Source organism: Actinomadura coerulea (genome assembly GCF_014208105.1).
Lineage (GTDB): Bacteria > Actinomycetota > Actinomycetes > Streptosporangiales > Streptosporangiaceae > Spirillospora > Spirillospora coerulea.
On sequence record NZ_JACHMQ010000001.1, the window covers coordinates 5,456,352 to 5,472,130 of the forward strand.

Annotated in this window: 16 protein-coding genes; 2 read left to right on the top strand and 14 right to left on the bottom strand. The window is 71.6% G+C overall.

Going from position 1 to position 15,779, the window contains the following annotated elements; translation table 11 throughout:
* Positions 1 to 111: 111 nt before the first annotated feature.
* From BKA00_RS25075 to BKA00_RS25095, 5 genes are all read right to left on the bottom strand, one after another.
* The gene (locus BKA00_RS25075; protein WP_185028800.1) at positions 112 to 2,607 is read right to left on the bottom strand and encodes an ABC transporter permease; all 2,496 of its coding nucleotides are present in this window, start codon (positions 2,605 to 2,607) and stop codon (positions 112 to 114) included.
* On the bottom strand, positions 2,607 to 3,380 hold the full coding sequence (locus BKA00_RS25080; protein WP_230299169.1) for an ABC transporter ATP-binding protein: 774 nt from the start codon (positions 3,378 to 3,380) through the stop codon (positions 2,607 to 2,609). Before BKA00_RS25080 ends, BKA00_RS25075 begins: the two co-directional genes overlap by 1 nt.
* A 273-nt stretch (positions 3,381 to 3,653) precedes the next feature.
* On the bottom strand, positions 3,654 to 4,040 hold the full coding sequence (locus BKA00_RS40585; RefSeq protein ID WP_230299168.1) for a chaplin family protein: 387 nt from the start codon (positions 4,038 to 4,040) through the stop codon (positions 3,654 to 3,656).
* Positions 4,041 to 4,198: 158 nt separating this feature from the next.
* Entirely contained in the window at positions 4,199 to 4,888 is a 690-nt protein-coding gene (locus tag BKA00_RS25090; RefSeq protein WP_185028802.1) for a response regulator, read from the bottom strand.
* 76 nt (positions 4,889 to 4,964) lie between these two features.
* Positions 4,965 to 6,134 carry a sensor histidine kinase gene (locus BKA00_RS25095; RefSeq protein WP_185028804.1) on the bottom strand — a complete coding sequence of 390 codons (1,170 nt, stop codon included), beginning with the start codon at positions 6,132 to 6,134 and terminating at the stop codon, positions 4,965 to 4,967.
* Positions 6,135 to 6,244: 110 nt separating this feature from the next.
* On the opposite strand from BKA00_RS25095, the gene BKA00_RS25100 reads away from it, so the two are divergent.
* A complete protein-coding gene (locus tag BKA00_RS25100) occupies positions 6,245 to 7,261 on the top strand; it encodes an SAM-dependent methyltransferase (RefSeq protein ID WP_338072156.1) in 1,017 nt (338 codons plus the stop codon).
* Between the two features lie 90 nt (positions 7,262 to 7,351).
* Here BKA00_RS25100 and BKA00_RS25105 read toward each other — a convergent pair whose 3' ends face one another.
* From BKA00_RS25105 to BKA00_RS39215, 3 genes are all read right to left on the bottom strand, one after another.
* On the bottom strand, positions 7,352 to 8,560 hold the full coding sequence (locus tag BKA00_RS25105) for a cytochrome P450 (RefSeq protein ID WP_185028806.1): 1,209 nt from the start codon (positions 8,558 to 8,560) through the stop codon (positions 7,352 to 7,354).
* 176 nt (positions 8,561 to 8,736) lie between these two features.
* Positions 8,737 to 9,921, bottom strand: coding sequence for a PH domain-containing protein (locus BKA00_RS25110; protein WP_230299167.1), 1,185 nt, complete (start codon positions 9,919 to 9,921; stop codon positions 8,737 to 8,739).
* 326 nt (positions 9,922 to 10,247) lie between these two features.
* A complete protein-coding gene (locus tag BKA00_RS39215) occupies positions 10,248 to 10,595 on the bottom strand; it encodes a PH domain-containing protein (RefSeq protein ID WP_230299166.1) in 348 nt (115 codons plus the stop codon).
* Between the two features lie 391 nt (positions 10,596 to 10,986).
* On the opposite strand from BKA00_RS39215, the gene BKA00_RS25120 reads away from it, so the two are divergent.
* On the top strand, positions 10,987 to 12,135 hold the full coding sequence (locus BKA00_RS25120; protein WP_185028812.1) for an NADH-quinone oxidoreductase subunit D: 1,149 nt from the start codon (positions 10,987 to 10,989) through the stop codon (positions 12,133 to 12,135).
* Between the two features lie 56 nt (positions 12,136 to 12,191).
* Here the strand turns inward: BKA00_RS25120 and BKA00_RS25125 are convergent, their stop codons facing one another.
* The 6 genes from BKA00_RS25125 to folE form a co-directional block, all read right to left on the bottom strand.
* On the bottom strand, positions 12,192 to 12,704 hold the full coding sequence (locus BKA00_RS25125) for a DUF3180 domain-containing protein (RefSeq protein ID WP_185028814.1): 513 nt from the start codon (positions 12,702 to 12,704) through the stop codon (positions 12,192 to 12,194).
* A complete protein-coding gene (folK, locus tag BKA00_RS25130) occupies positions 12,701 to 13,288 on the bottom strand; it encodes a 2-amino-4-hydroxy-6-hydroxymethyldihydropteridine diphosphokinase (RefSeq protein ID WP_185028815.1) in 588 nt (195 codons plus the stop codon). Before folK ends, BKA00_RS25125 begins: the two co-directional genes overlap by 4 nt.
* Positions 13,285 to 13,650: a dihydroneopterin aldolase gene (folB, locus tag BKA00_RS25135; RefSeq protein WP_185028816.1), complete on the bottom strand. Its 366-nt coding sequence runs from the start codon at positions 13,648 to 13,650 to the stop codon at positions 13,285 to 13,287. Before folB ends, folK begins: the two co-directional genes overlap by 4 nt.
* A complete protein-coding gene (locus tag BKA00_RS25140) occupies positions 13,647 to 14,084 on the bottom strand; it encodes a nuclear transport factor 2 family protein (RefSeq protein WP_141580195.1) in 438 nt (145 codons plus the stop codon). Before BKA00_RS25140 ends, folB begins: the two co-directional genes overlap by 4 nt.
* Entirely contained in the window at positions 14,081 to 15,037 is a 957-nt protein-coding gene (folP, locus tag BKA00_RS25145) for a dihydropteroate synthase (RefSeq protein ID WP_230299165.1), read from the bottom strand. Before folP ends, BKA00_RS25140 begins: the two co-directional genes overlap by 4 nt.
* Positions 15,038 to 15,193: 156 nt before the next feature.
* Positions 15,194 to 15,772, bottom strand: coding sequence for a GTP cyclohydrolase I FolE (folE, locus tag BKA00_RS25150; RefSeq protein WP_185034760.1), 579 nt, complete (start codon positions 15,770 to 15,772; stop codon positions 15,194 to 15,196).
* Positions 15,773 to 15,779: the final 7 nt, after the last annotated feature.

Sequence of the window (15,779 nt, forward strand, 5' to 3'; positions counted from 1 at the left end):
GTCCATCGGTTCGTTCCAGTCCTCAGGTAGGTACCGGACGTGCGCGCACCAGGCTACCCGCGGGACCCGCCCGCGCGGTCCGGTGGGTGACGATCGTCACCCCGCCCCCATTCAGTCATGCGCGAGGGACTCCACGATGGACGTCTTCGCGGCGCGCCGCGCGGGCAGCACGGCCGCGGCCGTCCCTGCGGCGCCCGCGAGGACGACGAACCCGATGACCTGCAGGTAGGGCAGCGAGAAGACCGAGTCGTTCGCCATCGCGTTCGTCGCGGCCCAGCCGAAGCCCACCCCGAGCACGACCCCGGTGGCCGCGCCGATGACGGCCATGACCAGCGCCTCCACCGACAGCATCCGGCGCAGCTGGCGCTTGGTGAGGCCGAGGGCGCGCAGCAGCGCCGACTCGCGGGTGCGCTCCACGACCGACAGCGTCAGCGTGTTGGCGATGCCGAACAGCGCGATGACGATCGCCAGCCCGAGCAGCCCGCCGAAGATCATCAAGATCGTGTCGATGGCCTTGGTCATCGTCTCCTTGAACTCGGCGGACGAGGCGACCTTCGCCGCCGGGTAGGGCCGCGCGGCGTCGTCCACGGCCCGGCGCGCCTGGGACGCGGGCACGTCGTCCCGGGTCCTGACGTAGATGCCCACCGGGTCCAGTGCGCCGAAGTACCGGGTGAAGTCCGCCTCCGGGACGATGATCCCGTCGAGGTTCGAGCCCACCGCGAAGACGGCGGTGATCTTCACCAGGACGACGCCGTGCGCCGTCCGGACCCGCAGGGTGTCCCCGAGGGCCCGGCCGGACGTCTTGGCCGTCTCCGCGTCCACCATCGCGGTGCCCGGCTTCAGCGCGGCCTCCAGCGACCCCTGCTCGAAGTCGGGCTTGAGCAGCCTGCCGAGCGCCGACGTGGTGATCGTCGAGACGTCGGCGTCGTCGCCGCCGACCCGGGTCTCCTTGCGCCGGGTCTCGACCGCGTCGGTGACCTCGGGCCGGGTGCGCAGGTTCTCGGTCAGCGCGTGCGGGAGCGTTCCGTCGTAGTTCTGCGCCCGGATCTGGAACTGGACGGGGAACTGCTCCTCCAGCTTCTGCGCCGCCGTCGCCTTGCCGCTCGCCGCGACCACGGCGAACAGGCTCATCAGCCCGACGCCGACGGTCAGCGCGATCGTCGTGGTCGCGGTGCGGCGCGGCGCGCGCTGCGCGTTCGCCACGGCCAGCCTTCCCGGGACGCCGCCGAGCCGTGCCGGGACCGCCCCCGCGACCCGTCCGAGCGGACGGACGAGCGCCGGCATCGCCGCGATCACGCCGAGGAAGAACACGCCGCCGGCGAGCGCGACCGCGTACATCGCGGCCTCGCCCTTCTCCATGCCGAGCGAGCCCAGACCGCCGACGGCCAGGCCCGCGGCGCCCAGCAGGACGGCGAGGACGGTGCGCACGGGGCCGAGCCTGAACCGTCCGGTACCCGGCTCCTGGTCGGCGCGCAGCGCGGCGACCGGCGAGACCCGGGCGGCCGCGCGGGCGGGCAGCAGCGCGGACAGGACCGTGACCACGACCCCGACCGCCAGGCCGACCACGACCGTCCGGACCGCCAGGGACGGCCCGGCGACGGCCACGCGCTCGTTCAGCCTGCTGACCACGACCAGCGCGCCCTCGCCGAGGCCGATCCCGGCGACGATGCCGAGCAGGGAGCCGATCAGGCCCACGACCGCGGACTCCGCCACCACGCCCGCGAACACCTGCCGGCGGGTCGCGCCGACGCAGCGCAGCAGCGCCATCTCCCGCATCCGCTGGGCGATCAGGATCGAGAACGTGTTGTAGATGACGAGGGCGGACACCAGCATCGCGACCAGCCCGAAGATCAGCAGACCGGTCCTGATGATCTTGGTGTCGGCGCCGGCGGACTTGGCCAGCCGCGCGCCGAGCTCCTCGCCCGTGTACACGTCGAAGGCGCCTCCCGCGGCGGCCCTGACGGCCGCCCCGGACCCGCCCGCGATGTCGAGCTCGCGGTAGGTCCTCTCGCCGGTCATCCGCATCGCGGTCGCCGGGTCGAAGCCGACGGCTCCCCGGAAGCTCGCATCCTGGTCGATGCCGAAGTCGACCAGTCCGACGACCGTGAACCGGTGGGGCCGGTTCCCGTGGTCCAGGACCGTCACCGCGTTCCCGGCGGAATAGCCCTCCCGCTTGGCGAGCTGGGTGTCGAGCACGGTCTCCCCCACGCCGGACGGGGTGCGCCCCTTCTCGACGTCGTAGCGCAGGAGACGTCCAGACGGCACGGACATCCCGACCGTCGGGAAGTCGCCGACGGCCTTGCCGTCCTTGCCCACGAGGGCGGCGTCCCCCTTCACGGCGCCCTGGACGTCCGTGACGCCGGGGAGCGCCTTGACCTTGCCGAGCAGAGCCGGGGGGACGCCCTTGTCGGGGTCGTCGCTCTTGGGCAGCACCGCGTAGTCGACCTTGTCGGCCGACCTGGCGAACGTCTTGGAGACGCCCTTGTCCAGGGTGTCCGTCAGGACGAACGTCCCCGAGATGAACCCGACGCCGAGGGTGATGGCCACCGCCGTGAGGAGCAGCCGCAGCTTGTGGGCGCGCAGGCCCGCCAGAGTCGTCCGCAGCATCACGCCCCCAGGCCCTTCAGGCGGTCCAGGACGGTGTCCGGGGTCGGCTGGAAGATCTCCGACACGATCTCCCCGTCCCGGAGGAACACCACCCGGTCGGCGTACGAGGCGGCCACCGGGTCGTGGGTGACCATCACGATCGTCTGCCCCATCTCGCGGACCGAGGAGCGCAGGAAACCCAGGACCTCGGCGCCCGCGCGGGAGTCGAGGTTGCCGGTCGGCTCGTCCGCGAAGATCACCTCGGGCCGGGCGACGATCGCGCGGGCGCACGCCACCCGCTGCTGCTGGCCGCCCGACAGCTCGCTCGGCCGGTGCCCGAGCCGGTCCCGCAGGCCGAGGGTGTCGACGACCCGCTCGAACCACCCCCGGTCGGGCCTGCGGCCGGCCAGCTCCATGGGCAGCAGGATGTTCTGCTCGGCGGTGAGCGTCGGCAGCAGGTTGAACGCCTGGAACACGAACCCGACGCGGTCGCGGCGCAGCATGGTCAGCTGCCGGTCGCCCATCCCGGTGATCTCGGCGTCGCCGAGGACGATGCGCCCGCCGGTGACGGTGTCCAGCCCTGCCAGGCAGTGCATCAGCGTCGACTTCCCCGACCCGGACGGCCCCATGATCGCCGTGAACGCGCCCCTGGCGAAGCCGACGTCCACCCCGCGGAGCGCGTGGACGGCCGCGTCGCCGGACCCGTACACCTTGGACACGCCCTCGGCGGTGACGGCCTGCGGTGCCCCGGCGGCGGGGGATCCCCCGGGCGGCTCGGCGAACGTGCTGGTCACGGTGGCTCCTTCGGATCGTGGACGGACGTGCTCCACGCTAGGAACCGGCGCCGTCCCTGCCATCGACCCGGCGGCCACGCTCCGCCTCACTCTCACGGCCATCCGGCTCGTCCGCGTACGACCTGAGTCGTACGCGTCCGTCCCCCCACCCGCCGACGCCGCCCAGGGCCCTTCCGGGCTCTGGGCGGGCCGCGCCCGGACGTGCGAAGGCGCCGGAGACATCGTCGGTCTCCGGCGCCTCGGCGACGGGCGGCAGGCCCGTCGCGTGCCGTGTCAGTCCCCGTAGTTGACGGACGCGCCGCCCTTGCAGTGGGCGCTCGCACCGCCGAGGACGGCGATGGCGTTGCCGCAGACGTCCACCGGCACCGAGATCGGCGCGATCACCTGGGTCCCGTTCAGAATCCCGAAGTTCCCGCTGGTGCTGTTGTGGCTGAACCAGTTCTCGTCGTGGCCCTTGCCATGATGGCCCTTGCCGTGGTGGTCCTTGCCGTGGTGGTCCTTGCCATGATGGCCCTTGCCATGGTGCTCCTGGCCGTGGTGGCCCTTGCCGTGGTCGTCCCACCCGTCGCCGTAGGTGGCGGCGTAGGCGGGCGTCGCTGCGAGGGCGGAGCCGGCGACGGCGAAGCCGAGGATGCCGGTGGCGGCAAGCTTCTTGAACACGAGAGTCCTCCCGTACGTGGGCTGGCAGAGCCCGAGGTGACATTGCCGACGCCGCCGGTGAGACGACGTCGCGTACGGTAGTTACCCGGCTACGTTAAGGAAGATCGAATGCGCGTCCCAGGACGGCGCCAAATGATGATCACGGAAGAATCAAGGCGTTACGCAGATGGGCCGGTTTGACCGCTTTTCACCAGACCTGTCTCGTAAGCGAAGACGACCGCCTGCACCCGGTCGCGCAGGCCGAGCTTCATCAGGATCCGCCCCATGTGGGTCTTCACCGTGGCCTCCGAGACATAGAGCCGCCCGGCTATCTCCGCGTTCGACATCCCGCGGGCGACGAGCCGAAGCACCTCGTTCTCCCGGTCCGTCAGGCTCTCCAGCGCCCCGACCGCCTTCTCCTCGGCGTCCGGAAGGTGCACCGCGAACCGGTCCAGCAGCCGCCTGGTCGTGCTCGGCGCCACCACCGCGTCCCCCGAGTGCACCGCCTTGATCGCCTCGATGAGCTGCGCCGGCCCCGCGTCCTTCAGCATGAACCCGCCCGCGCCCGCCTTGATCGCGGCGAACGCGTACTCGTCCAGGTCGAACGTCGTCAGGATGACGACCTTCGGCCCGGACCGCGCCACCACCTGCCGCGTCGCCTCGATCCCGTCCATCCGCGGCATCCGGACGTCCATCAGCACCACGTCCGCCCGGGTGCCCCGCAGCAGTTCCAGCGCCTGCAAACCGTCCCCGGCCTCCCCGGCGACCTCGATGTCGGGCTGCGCGTCCAGCACCATCCTGAACCCGGCCCGCACCAACTCCTGATCGTCCACGAGCACCACCCGGATGGGCGCCGCAACGTCCGTCATGCCACCTCCCTGTCCGCGACTCCCCGCACGCACGGCGAGGAGCGCCGCCAGCCCTGGTCCCGCCCGCCGCGGCCGGTCACGCGGCGACCTCCTCGCGCACCGGGAGGACCGCGGCCACTTCGAAACCGCCACCGGCGCGCGGGACCGCGGTGACCGTGCCGCCGTAGACGGCGACGCGTTCGCGCATCCCCGCCAGCCCGTGGCCGCGGCCGTCGTCGGGCGCGGCCGCCCCGCGCCCGTCGTCGACCACCCGGATCTCCAGCGCGTCGCCGGAGTAGCGCAGCCGCACCGACACGCTCACCCGCGGGCCACCGTGCTTGAGCGTGTTGGTCAGCGCCTCCTGGACGATCCGGTAGACGGTGAGCTGGCGCCCCTCCGACATGGCCTCGGGGTCCCCGTCGACCTCGAACTCCACCGCCAGCCCGGCCGCGCGGACCTGCTCGACCAGCTCGTCCAGTTGCGCCACGCCCGGCTGCGGCGCGTACGCCCCCGCGTCGTCGTTCTCGCGCAGCACGCCGAGGAGCCGCCGCATCTCCGCGAGCGCCAGCCGCCCCGTCGAGGAGATCGTGTCGAGCGCCTGCCGAGCCCGTCCCACGTCGGTGTCGATCGCGTAGGACGCCCCGTCCGCCTGCACCACGATCACGCTGACGTTGTGGGCCACCACGTCGTGCAGCTCCCGGGCGATGCGGGCGCGCTCGGCCGCCATCGCCACCTTGACCTCGTTGTCGCGCTCGCGCTCGAGCCGCTCGGCCCGCTCCTCCACCGAACGCAGGTACGCCCGGCGCGTGCGCATGTGCAGGCCGAGGACGTACACGCCCGCCACCAGCACCGTCATCATGACGAACGTGAACTTCCGGTCGCTGGCGCCGCTCGGGTAGCGGTAGGTCACCATGACCGCGCCCACCTCCCCGACCAGCGCCGCCGCGAGCCCCCAGCGGAACGCGCACCCGGCCGCGACCGTGTAGAGCCCCATCAGGACGGACACGTTCGCCGGCACCGGGATCTGCCCCAGCACGCACTGGACGAAGGAGACCAGCGCGACGACGGCGAAGACCGTCCGGGGGAACGTCCGGCGCAGCACCAGCGGCCCGGCCAGCGCGACGGTCAGCAGCACGTAGGACCCCGCGCCGATCCCGCTCGGCCCCACCAGCAGCGACGGCACCGAGAAGAACACGACCGGCAGGGCGAAGAAGGCGTCGACGAGCGGCTTCTTGTCCCGAAGCCACTCCCATGCGCTCGCCACCATGCCGACAGCGTACGTACCCGCAGGTCACCTCGGGATCAGCCGCAGGTCGGACCCGCGTCCGCCGCAGGGATGGCCCATCCGGGCCCGCCACTCACGGTAACGTCGCAGTCGTGGAGTCGCTGGTTTCCGGATGGCTGACGTGGCGCACCGCGATGGAGCGGGCCCTCTACGGGGAGGACGGTTTCTACCGGCGCGAACGCCCCGCCGAGCACTTCCGCACCTCGGTGCACGCCTCGCCGCGCTTCGCCGCCGCCATCGCCCGCCTGCTGGTCGAGGTCGACGCCCTGCTCGGCCGCCCCGACCGGCTGGACATCGTCGACATCGGAGCGGGATCCGGCCGCCTGCTCGGCAACATCCTGGCCTGCGTGCCGCCGGACCTGGACGCCCGGCTCGTCCCGACGGCGGTGGAGCTCGCGCCGCGTCCGGCGGACGTCCCCTCCCGGATCGCCTGGCGCTCCGACCTTCCCGCCCGCATCACCGGCCTCGCCGTCGCGAACGAGTGGCTCGACAACGTGCCGCTGGACGTGGTGGAACGCACCCCCGAGGGCGTCCGGACCGTGCTCGTCGAACCGGTCAGCGGAACCGAGCGGCCGGGGCCGCCGCCGTCCGCCGAGGACACCGGCTGGCTGGAGCAGTGGTGGCCGCTGTCCGAACCGGGCGACCGCGCCGAGATCGGGCATCCGCGCTGCGCCGCCTGGGCGTCCGTGATCGGCCGCCTGTCCGCCGGCCTCGCGCTCGCCGTCGACTACTCGCACTCCCGCGAGGCCCGCCCCGTCTACGGGACGCTGACCGGCTACCGCGACGGCGCGACCGTCCCCGCCGTCCCCGACGGATCGTGCGACGTCACCGCCCATGTCGCGCTCGACGCCTGCCTGGTCGCCGGACGGCGCGCCGGCGCGACCTCCAGCCTCCTGACGACCCAGCGCGAGGCCCTGCGCGCCCTGGGCCTCTCAGGAACCCGCCCGCCGCTCGACCTGGCCCACCAGGACCCCCGCGCCTACGTGGCCGCCCTGTGCCACGCAGGCGAGGACGCCGAACTGACCGACCCCTCAGGCCTGGGCGGCTTCGGCTGGCTCACCCAGTCCATCGAGATCCCCATCCCCGCCCTCCTGACGCGTACCGGCTAACGCCCCTTGCGCGCCCCTTCGGTCCAGCAGAAAGGCAGACAAGGGGCCGAATCGTGACATGTCGATGCCGAGACCACTCGCCTAGAGCGGTTAGCGCTCTACATGGAGGGCGGTTAGGCCGCGTAGGACGTAGCCGGGCTTCCACTCTGGTTCGGTGGTGAGGCGCAGAGCGGGGGCTGCGCGCAGGAGGGCGCCGAATGACTCGGTGAGCTCGATGCGGGCCAGAGGGGCGCCCAGGCAGTAGTGGATGCCGAGGCCGAAGGTGATGTGCGGGTTCGGGTCACGGCCCAGATCGAGCCGGTTCGGGTCGGCGAACACCTCCGGATCGCGGTTGGCGGACGCGAACTGGAGGGCGACCTCGGCACCACGCGGAATGTCGACGCCGGCGACCCTGATGTCCTCCAGCACCCAGCGTTCGAACATGGGCGCCGGGGTGTCGTAGCGCAGCAGTTCCTCGACCGCGGTGGGCACGAGAGACGGGTCGGACCGGAGGCGTTCGAGCTCGCCGGGGTTGCGGAACAGCGTCCACCAGCCGTTGCCCGTCGCGTTCACCGTGGCCTCGTGGCCCGCGTTGAGGAGCAGGACGCAGGTGCCGACCAGCTCGTCCTCGGTGAGGCGGTCGCCCTCGTCCACGACGTGGGCCAGCGCGGTGATGAGGTCGTCACCCGGCTCGGCGCGCCGGGCGCGGGCCAGGTGGCGCAGGTAGTCGGAGAACTCCACGGCCGCGCGGACGGCGGTCCGCTGGACCTCCTCGGGCGGGTTCAGCTCGTACATGCCGCAGATGTCGGCCGACCAGGGACGCAGGAGGTGCCGGTCCCCGGCGGGGACGCCCAGCATCTCGGCGATCACGTTCACCGGCAGCGGCTCGGCGATCTCGGCGAGCAGGTCGCCGCCGCCCCTGTCCGCGAGCCCCGACGCCAGCTCCTCGGCGAGGCGGCGGATCATCGGACGCAGGCCCTCCACCATGCGCGCCGTGAACGCCTTGGACACCAGGCGCCGCAACCGCGTGTGGGTGGGGGGCTCCACGTCCAGCATCCCGGCGCGGACCATGTCCCAGAAGGGTTCGAGGAAGTCGGGCTCCGGCTCCTGCCCGAACTCCTCGTGGCTCGCGATGTGGAGGTAGGACCGCCCGAGGCGCCGGTCGCGCAGCAGCGCGTCGACGTCCTCGTAGCGGCTGATCACCCACTGGCCGGTGGGCTCGTGGAAGAACACCGGACGCTCGGCGCGGAGCCGCTCGAACACCGGGTACGGGTCCGCCACGAACGCGGTGGACCAGGGGTCGTAGGCCAGGTCGCTCATGCCCGAACGATATGTCCCCTTCGCGGTCGAATGGTGCCCGAGTGACCGAACCCGCGCGGCACACCGCGACCGCCGGCGGGGTCGGCCCGCCCTCCCCCCTCGGGCGGGCCGACGCGTTCCATCGTCGAGGGACACCGAGGGCCGTGGAAGTGGAACGCGTTTCTGTGGATAAGTCGTCAGCGGGCCCAGTGGGTGGGGTCGCCGCCACCGGCCCGGCGGGCGGCGAGGGCCCGGCTCGCCGTGGACTCGACGATCGCGCGTGCCTCGCCCAGCTCGCGGTCCGCCGCGGCCACCTGGACCGGCCCCGGAGGCGCGTCCACGTGGACGGTCGCCAGGCCCAGCAGACGCTGGAAGGGGTTCGCGGTCAGCCTGACGCTCTGCGCGCGCGCGTGGGCGATCACGTCCGTGCGGCGGCAGGGCCATCCGTGCCGGGTCACGAAGACCACGTCGTCGGTGCCGGCGCCTTCCGCGTGCTCGATCGACACGGTCTTGGACGACGCCGGCACGAGGGCGACGGCGTCCACCTGCGTGCCCGGGAAGACCTGCGAGACGAGGTGCAAGGCGACATGGCGGGGCGCGACGGGCAGAAGGGTCGACGAGAGCGCCTGGCGCTCGCCCGCGTATCCGGCGACGGTGACATCGACGCGGGCCCAGCCCAGGCTGCGCCAGATCACCGGTTCGACGATGCTGACGGCCTGGACGCGGCCCGGCGGAAGCGTCTGCATCCGGGTCTCCAGCAGGCCGTAGCGCAGGCGGATCCCGTCCGGTGACATCGCGACCGTGAAGTTGGCGTACATGACCAGCGGTGCGATCACGGCTCGGATGAGGCCGAGCAGGACCGGGATGGTGACGGCCAGGATGCCGCCCTCCGCGTACATCACGAGGAAGATGAGGGACGCGAGGAAGAGCAGCACCGTCCCGAGGACGGGCAGCCGCACGACGAGCGACCCGAGCAGAGAGCCGAACGGGACACGCCACAGGTGCCGTTCTGGCGCTTCCGGGGTGTGGCCCGGGAGCCCGGCCGCACGGGCGAGGAGTTCGGCACGCAACTGCTGCGCCGACTGCCGTCCCAGGTAGCGGAGGGCGATCTCGCTCTGCTCGCCCCCTGCCAGCTCCACGCGCACCTCAGAAAGCGCGAACACCCGCGTCACCAGCGGACGCACCACGTCAATTGCCTGGATGCGCGATAGCGGGATGCGGCGCGCGTTCTTACGGAGGATGCCGGTTTCGACGACGAGGTCGTCGTTGTCGACACGGAAACGCAGTGCGAGCCAGGTCCACAGGCCGGTTCCTACTGCGACCAGTCCCATGGGGATGGTCACGAGGATGAACCGCAGGATCACCTCGGGCGTGAGCGCCAAGGTGATGCCACTGCTGGTCTGCGTCAGCAGCAGGGGGAAGCCGAGTAGGACGAAGTAGATGATGAGGAAGACGAACGCGCGCAGTGGGGCCGTCGCCCAGTGGAGCCTGTGCGTGCCCTCCGAGAAGCGGATCGGTGGGCGTTGCGGCTGCGGCGGTCCGTACGCATACGGCGGACGGGGCGGACCAAACCCGGGACGGGGCGGCGGGTACGGCGGCCCCGCAGGGCGACCGTAGGGGCCGGGCGGCCCGGGTGGGCCTGGTGGCCCAGGCGGTCCGGGCGGCGGTCCGGATCGCCCGGGCGGGCCATACGGGCCATAGGGGCCGCTCATAGGCCCATGCTCCGTTCCTCGCCCTTCTGCGCGAGGCGGTCACGCAGGAGCGCGGCCTCCGCAGTGGGCAGTCCCGGAATCGTCGCGTCCGTCGCCGCGGCGGCGGTGTGCATCCGGATGGTCGCGACACCCATCCACCGCTCCAGAAGCCCCGCGGTGACGTCGACGAACTGCATCCGCCCGTAGGGGACCACGATGAGCCGCCGGACGAGGACGCCATGGGTCACGATGAGGTCGTCGCCGCGCTCCACGTAGCCGTAGGCCCTGCGGTCCAGTTCCGCGACCACCCAGGTGAGGACGACCCCGAGCACGACGGCGGCGACCCACATGGACGCCGCGACCACGGTCCCGTTCCTCCACACGATGAAAGCGCCTACGCCGCCTACGGGGATCGCCCACAGGACCGCGGTGAGAAGCCTGTGCAAGGCATGGCGTTTGGATATGGGCGACCAGTGGAGGCCGGCCCCAGGCGCGAAGGCCTGATCCGCCTGGTAGACGGGCGGCCCCTGCTGCGGCGGGTAGGGTGCCCCTACCTGTCCCTGACCAGGGGGCTGACCGCCGTGGCCCGGAGCGGACGGCGCGGTCGGACGCACCGCGCCCTGCTGTCCGGGATGCGCGGCGGGATCGAACGGCGGTTCGCCGTGGCTCGCGTTCATTGCCCCCTAGTCAACCGGATAACGACTACCGCTCGCCATGGGACCATGAAGCGGTGATCGGAGTGGCGGAGGCGCGACCATGACCACCGAACGGATCGTCGGGATCGGTGCGGGCGCCAAGGAGCTCGCCACCGAGGACATGACCCTCAACATCGGCCCCCAGCACCCGTCCACCCACGGCGTGCTCCGGCTGAAGCTCACCTTGGACGGCGAACGCATCTCGGCCGCCGAGCCCATCGTGGGCTACATGCACCGCGGAGCGGAGAAGCTGTTCGAGGTCCGCGACTTCCGGCAGATCATCGTCCTGGCGAACCGGCACGACTGGCTGTCGGCGTTCTCCAGTGAACTCGGCGTGGTTCTCGCCGTCGAACGCATGCTCGGCATGGAGGTCCCCCTACGCGCGGTATGGGCGAGGACGCTGCTGGCAGAGCTGAACCGGATCCTCAACCACCTGATGTTCCTGGGCTCCTACCCGCTGGAAGTGGGGGCCATCACCCCGATCTTCTACGCGTTCCGCGAGCGCGAGGTCCTGCAACGCGTCATGGAGGAGATCTCCGGTGGGCGCATGCACTACATGTTCAACCGCGTCGGCGGGCTGAAGGACGAACTCCCCGTCGGTTGGGCGGCGCGCGCGCGGGCGGCGGTCGCCGAAGTGCGCGCCCGCATGGGCGACATCGACGACCTCATCATGGGCAACGAGATCTTCCGAGCCCGCACCAGGGGGGTCGGCGTCCTCACTCCGGAACAGATTTTGCAGTACGGGGTGTCCGGCCCCATCGCGCGCGCGTCCGGCGTCGACTTCGACCTGCGCCGTGACGAGCCCTACCTCGGCTACGGGGAACTGGACGTCCGCGTGGTCACCCGGTCGGAGGGCGACTGCCTGGCCCGCTTCGAGTGCCTGCTCGACCAGGTGCACGCGTCCCTCGACCTCGCGGACGCCTGCCTGGACCGCCTCGCCGACCTTCCGCCCGGCCCCATCAACCAACGGCTGCCGAAGGTTCTGAAGGTCCCCGAGGGGCACACCTACGCCTGGACGGAGAACCCGCTGGGCATCAACGGCTACTACCTGGTGTCGCGGGGCGAGAAGACACCGTGGCGGATGAAGCTGCGGTCCGCCTCGTTCAACAACATCCAGGTGCTCGCGGAGCTGCTGCCCGGCAACCTCGTCGCCGACATGATCGCCATTCTCGGCTCGATGTTCTTCGTCGTCGGCGACATCGACAAGTAGCGCAGCCGCAAGCCGTCCCGCGCTGCGACCACGCCCGGCGCCCGTCCGGGCCGCCCTCAGGCTCGGGACGCGCCAGGCCGGTCGCCGTGCTCGTCGTCCGGTCCCTTGGGAACCCGGCACGCGTACTCCAGGAAGAACGCCGCCGCCACCAGCACGACGGCCGCGAGGAAGGTGCCGCCGCTCACGAAGAAGTCGTGCCGGGGGGTCGACTTCTCAAGCGAGGCGGACAGGCTGACCGCGAACCCGCCGAACACGCCCGCGATGACCGCCGCGGAATGCGCGCTGGCCTTCCCCAGGGCGGCCAGCCGCGCCACCGCCAGGGGATCCAGCGGCTTCGGCATCGGCTTGCGGGCGGAGTCGGCCGCGCGACCGCTGGACGGCCTGCGGCGGATGCGGCGCAGCACGTTCAGCCCGGTGAACGCCTCGCCCAGGGCGAGCAGCAGCAGCGTCGGCACCGCCGTCCACGGAAGCGGGGGCAGCGACAGGTAGGCAGAACGCAGCACCGCCCAGGTGATCACCCCTATGACGACCACCAGGGCGGCGAGGAACAGGGGGCGGGACGGCTTCATGCAGGCTGCTGCAGAGCCAGGTCGTCACGCCGGCGGCAGACCGACGGGCCGCCCTCCGCCTGCCTGGCCTCGGCCAGGTCTCCGACACGGCCGTGCCCGTGCAGGAGCACGTCGGGCTCGATGTCGGCCCACGGGACGAGGACGAACGCGCGCTCGTGCGCGCGGGGGTGCGGGAGCGTCAGATCGGGGTCGTCGGACGTGATGTCCCCGAACGTCACGATGTCGATGTCGAGGGTGCGGGGTCCCCAGCGGACCAGGCGTTCGCGGCGCATCGAGTTCTCGATGTTCAGGACCCGCTCCAGCAGGTTCTCCGGGGGCAGGCGCGTGTCGGCGATGAGCACGATGTTCAGGAAGTCGCCCTGCTCGGGGATGCTCTCCCCGGGCGGCGCGAAGGGGGAGGTCTCGTAGACCGGGGAGAACGCCACGAAGTGGAGCCCCGGCGCGTCGAACAGTGCGTCGACGGCCTCCTGGATGTTGTCCAGCCGGTCCCCGAGGTTGCTGCCGATCGAGAACACGACACGGTGCTGGACCAGCATGTGCCCCCCGGTGGCGGTGCGGTCGGGCATGCGGTCGGACGCTGTCATGGGCGACTCCTCGTGATCTTCACGGCGACGTCGGCGAAGGGGTGCGGGATCGGGGCGCTCGGCTTGTGGACGGTGATCTCGACCTCGGACACCAGTCGGTCTTCCAGGCATATCTTCGCCAGCCGGTCGGCGAGCGTTTCGAGGAGGTTCAGAGGCTCCCCCTCCACGGCGGCGACCAGCCGGCCGGCGAGCGTTCCGTAGTCGACGGTACGCGAGAGGTCGTCGCCCTCAGCGGCGGGGCGCGTGTCGAGGCCGAGGACGGCGTCGACGACGAACTCCTGGCCCAGGTCGCGCTCGGCCGGCAGGCATCCGTGGCGCCCCCGTGCCCGAAGCCCGCGCAACTCGATGCGGTCGAGAGTCATTCTTCCTCTGCATCCACGACGTTGAGGACGGGGGAGCCGTGGTGGAGCAGAAGCCGCCACTCCCCGCCCGCCCGTACGAACACGTTCGTCGCCACGATGCTTCCACCGGCGAGGAACCCCGCTTCGGTGTCCTCGTCGGCGGTCAGGATGTTCTCCTTGCACGTCACCACGGCGTGGTCGCCGTACACGTCCGTCTCCACGTCGGTGAGCACGAACTGGATGTAGGACGTGTTGGCCATGATGAGCGCCCACGAGCGCAGGACCGCCTCGCGTCCCCGCAGCATCGTCCAGCCGGGGTGGACGCAGGAGACGCCGTCGGCATACGGGCCGTCCGCCCAGACCGCCGACATGCGGTCGAAGTCACCGGCCTCGAACGCGGCATAGAACTCGGCATGGACCTCGTCCACGTCGGCGCGGTTCACCGCACGGCTCATAGGCGCGGACTCCCGTCGTCGTTACTGTCGCTGATAGCGCTGCCCTTGGTATTGCTGCCTTTGCCTGCGTTCTCCTGGCCGCCGCTGTCATGGACGACCAGACCCGCCGCGCGCATCGCGGCCGCCACTCGTACCGCGTCCGCGTTGGGCCGGACCCTGTGCACCCTTACGCACCATGCCCCGGCGGCCGCAACGAGAGACGTGATGGCCACGGTCGCGTCGTCGCATTCGCCGAACGGACGGCGCGTCCCGTCCGGTTCCGCAAGAAGCCGCGTGAGGAACCCCTTGCGGGACGCGCCCACCAGGACGGGGTAGCCGAGACCAGTGAACGCGTCCAGATGGGCGAGCAGGGACCAGTTGTGCCCTGTCTCCGGGTTCTTGGCGAAGCCCAGCCCAGGGTCGAGGACGACCATCGACGGGTCGACGCCCTCCCCCAGCACGGCGTCGACCCTGTGCAGTAGTTCGTCGCGCACCTCGCGCACCACGTCCGTGTAGACGGCGCGGTTGTACATGTCATGGCTGTGGCCGCGCCAGTGCATGACCACGTAGGGCACGCCTGCGGCGGCCACCACCCGCGGCATGTCCGGGTCGGCCAGGCCGCCGCTCACGTCGTTCACCAGCCGCGCGCCCGCACCGACCGCGGCCTCCGCGACCTCGGCGCGCATGGTGTCGACGCTCACGGGGACGTTCTCGGCCACGAGGGCCTCAATGACCGGAACCACACGGCGCAGTTCCTCTTCCTGGGTCACGCGCTGCGCGCCAGGCCGCGTCGACTCGCCGCCCACGTCCACGATGTCGGCGCCCTCGCCAACGAGATCGAGCCCGTGGCGGACCGCCTTCTCCGGGTCGAACCAGGCACCGCCGTCGGAGAAGGAGTCGGGGGTCACGTTGACCACGCCCATGACGAGGCAGCGCCCTGGCTCGGGCAGCCCCGGAACGGCGGCACTGGTCATGTCACCCAACCCTATGCCTTGCGATCGACCCGCCGGAGCGGCGCTTCACCGCCCCATCAGTCCGGCATACCCTCTCCGAAAGCAGCAGAACGGGCCTCAGCTTTACGCTGAGGCCCGTTCGGACGCTCGGACGGGCTCGGAGAGCCCGAGCCCTCGTCAGCGGCCGAGAATCAGGCTCATCGCCTCGGACCGCGTCTCGGCGTGATCCCGGAAGTCGCCGCGCACCGCCGACGTCACCGTCTTGGCCCCCGGCTTCCGCACCCCGCGCATCGTCATGCACAGATGCTCGGCCTCGATCACCACGATGGCCCCGCGGGGCTCCAGCACCGTCATCATCGCGTCGGCCACCTGACTGGTGAGACGCTCCTGCACCTGCGGCCGCCGGGCGTACACGTCCACCAGCCGGGCCAGCTTCGACAGCCCGGTGATCTGGCCCTTCTTGTTGGGCGTGTAACCCACGTGCGCGACCCCGTGGAAAGGCACCAGGTGGTGCTCGCACACGGAGTACACCTCGATGTCCTTCACCAGGACCATTTCCTCATGGTCGGCGTCGAACACCGTGGTGAGCGCGTCCTCGGGCGTCTGGCGCAGGCCCGCGAACTGCTCAGCGTACGCGCGCGCCACCCTGGCGGGGGTGTCGCGCAACCCGTCACGGTCGGGGTCCTCCCCGATGCCGATCAGGATCTCGCGGACGGCCTTCTCGATGCGCGCGTGGTCGAAACGCCCGCCGTGCACTGTCTCG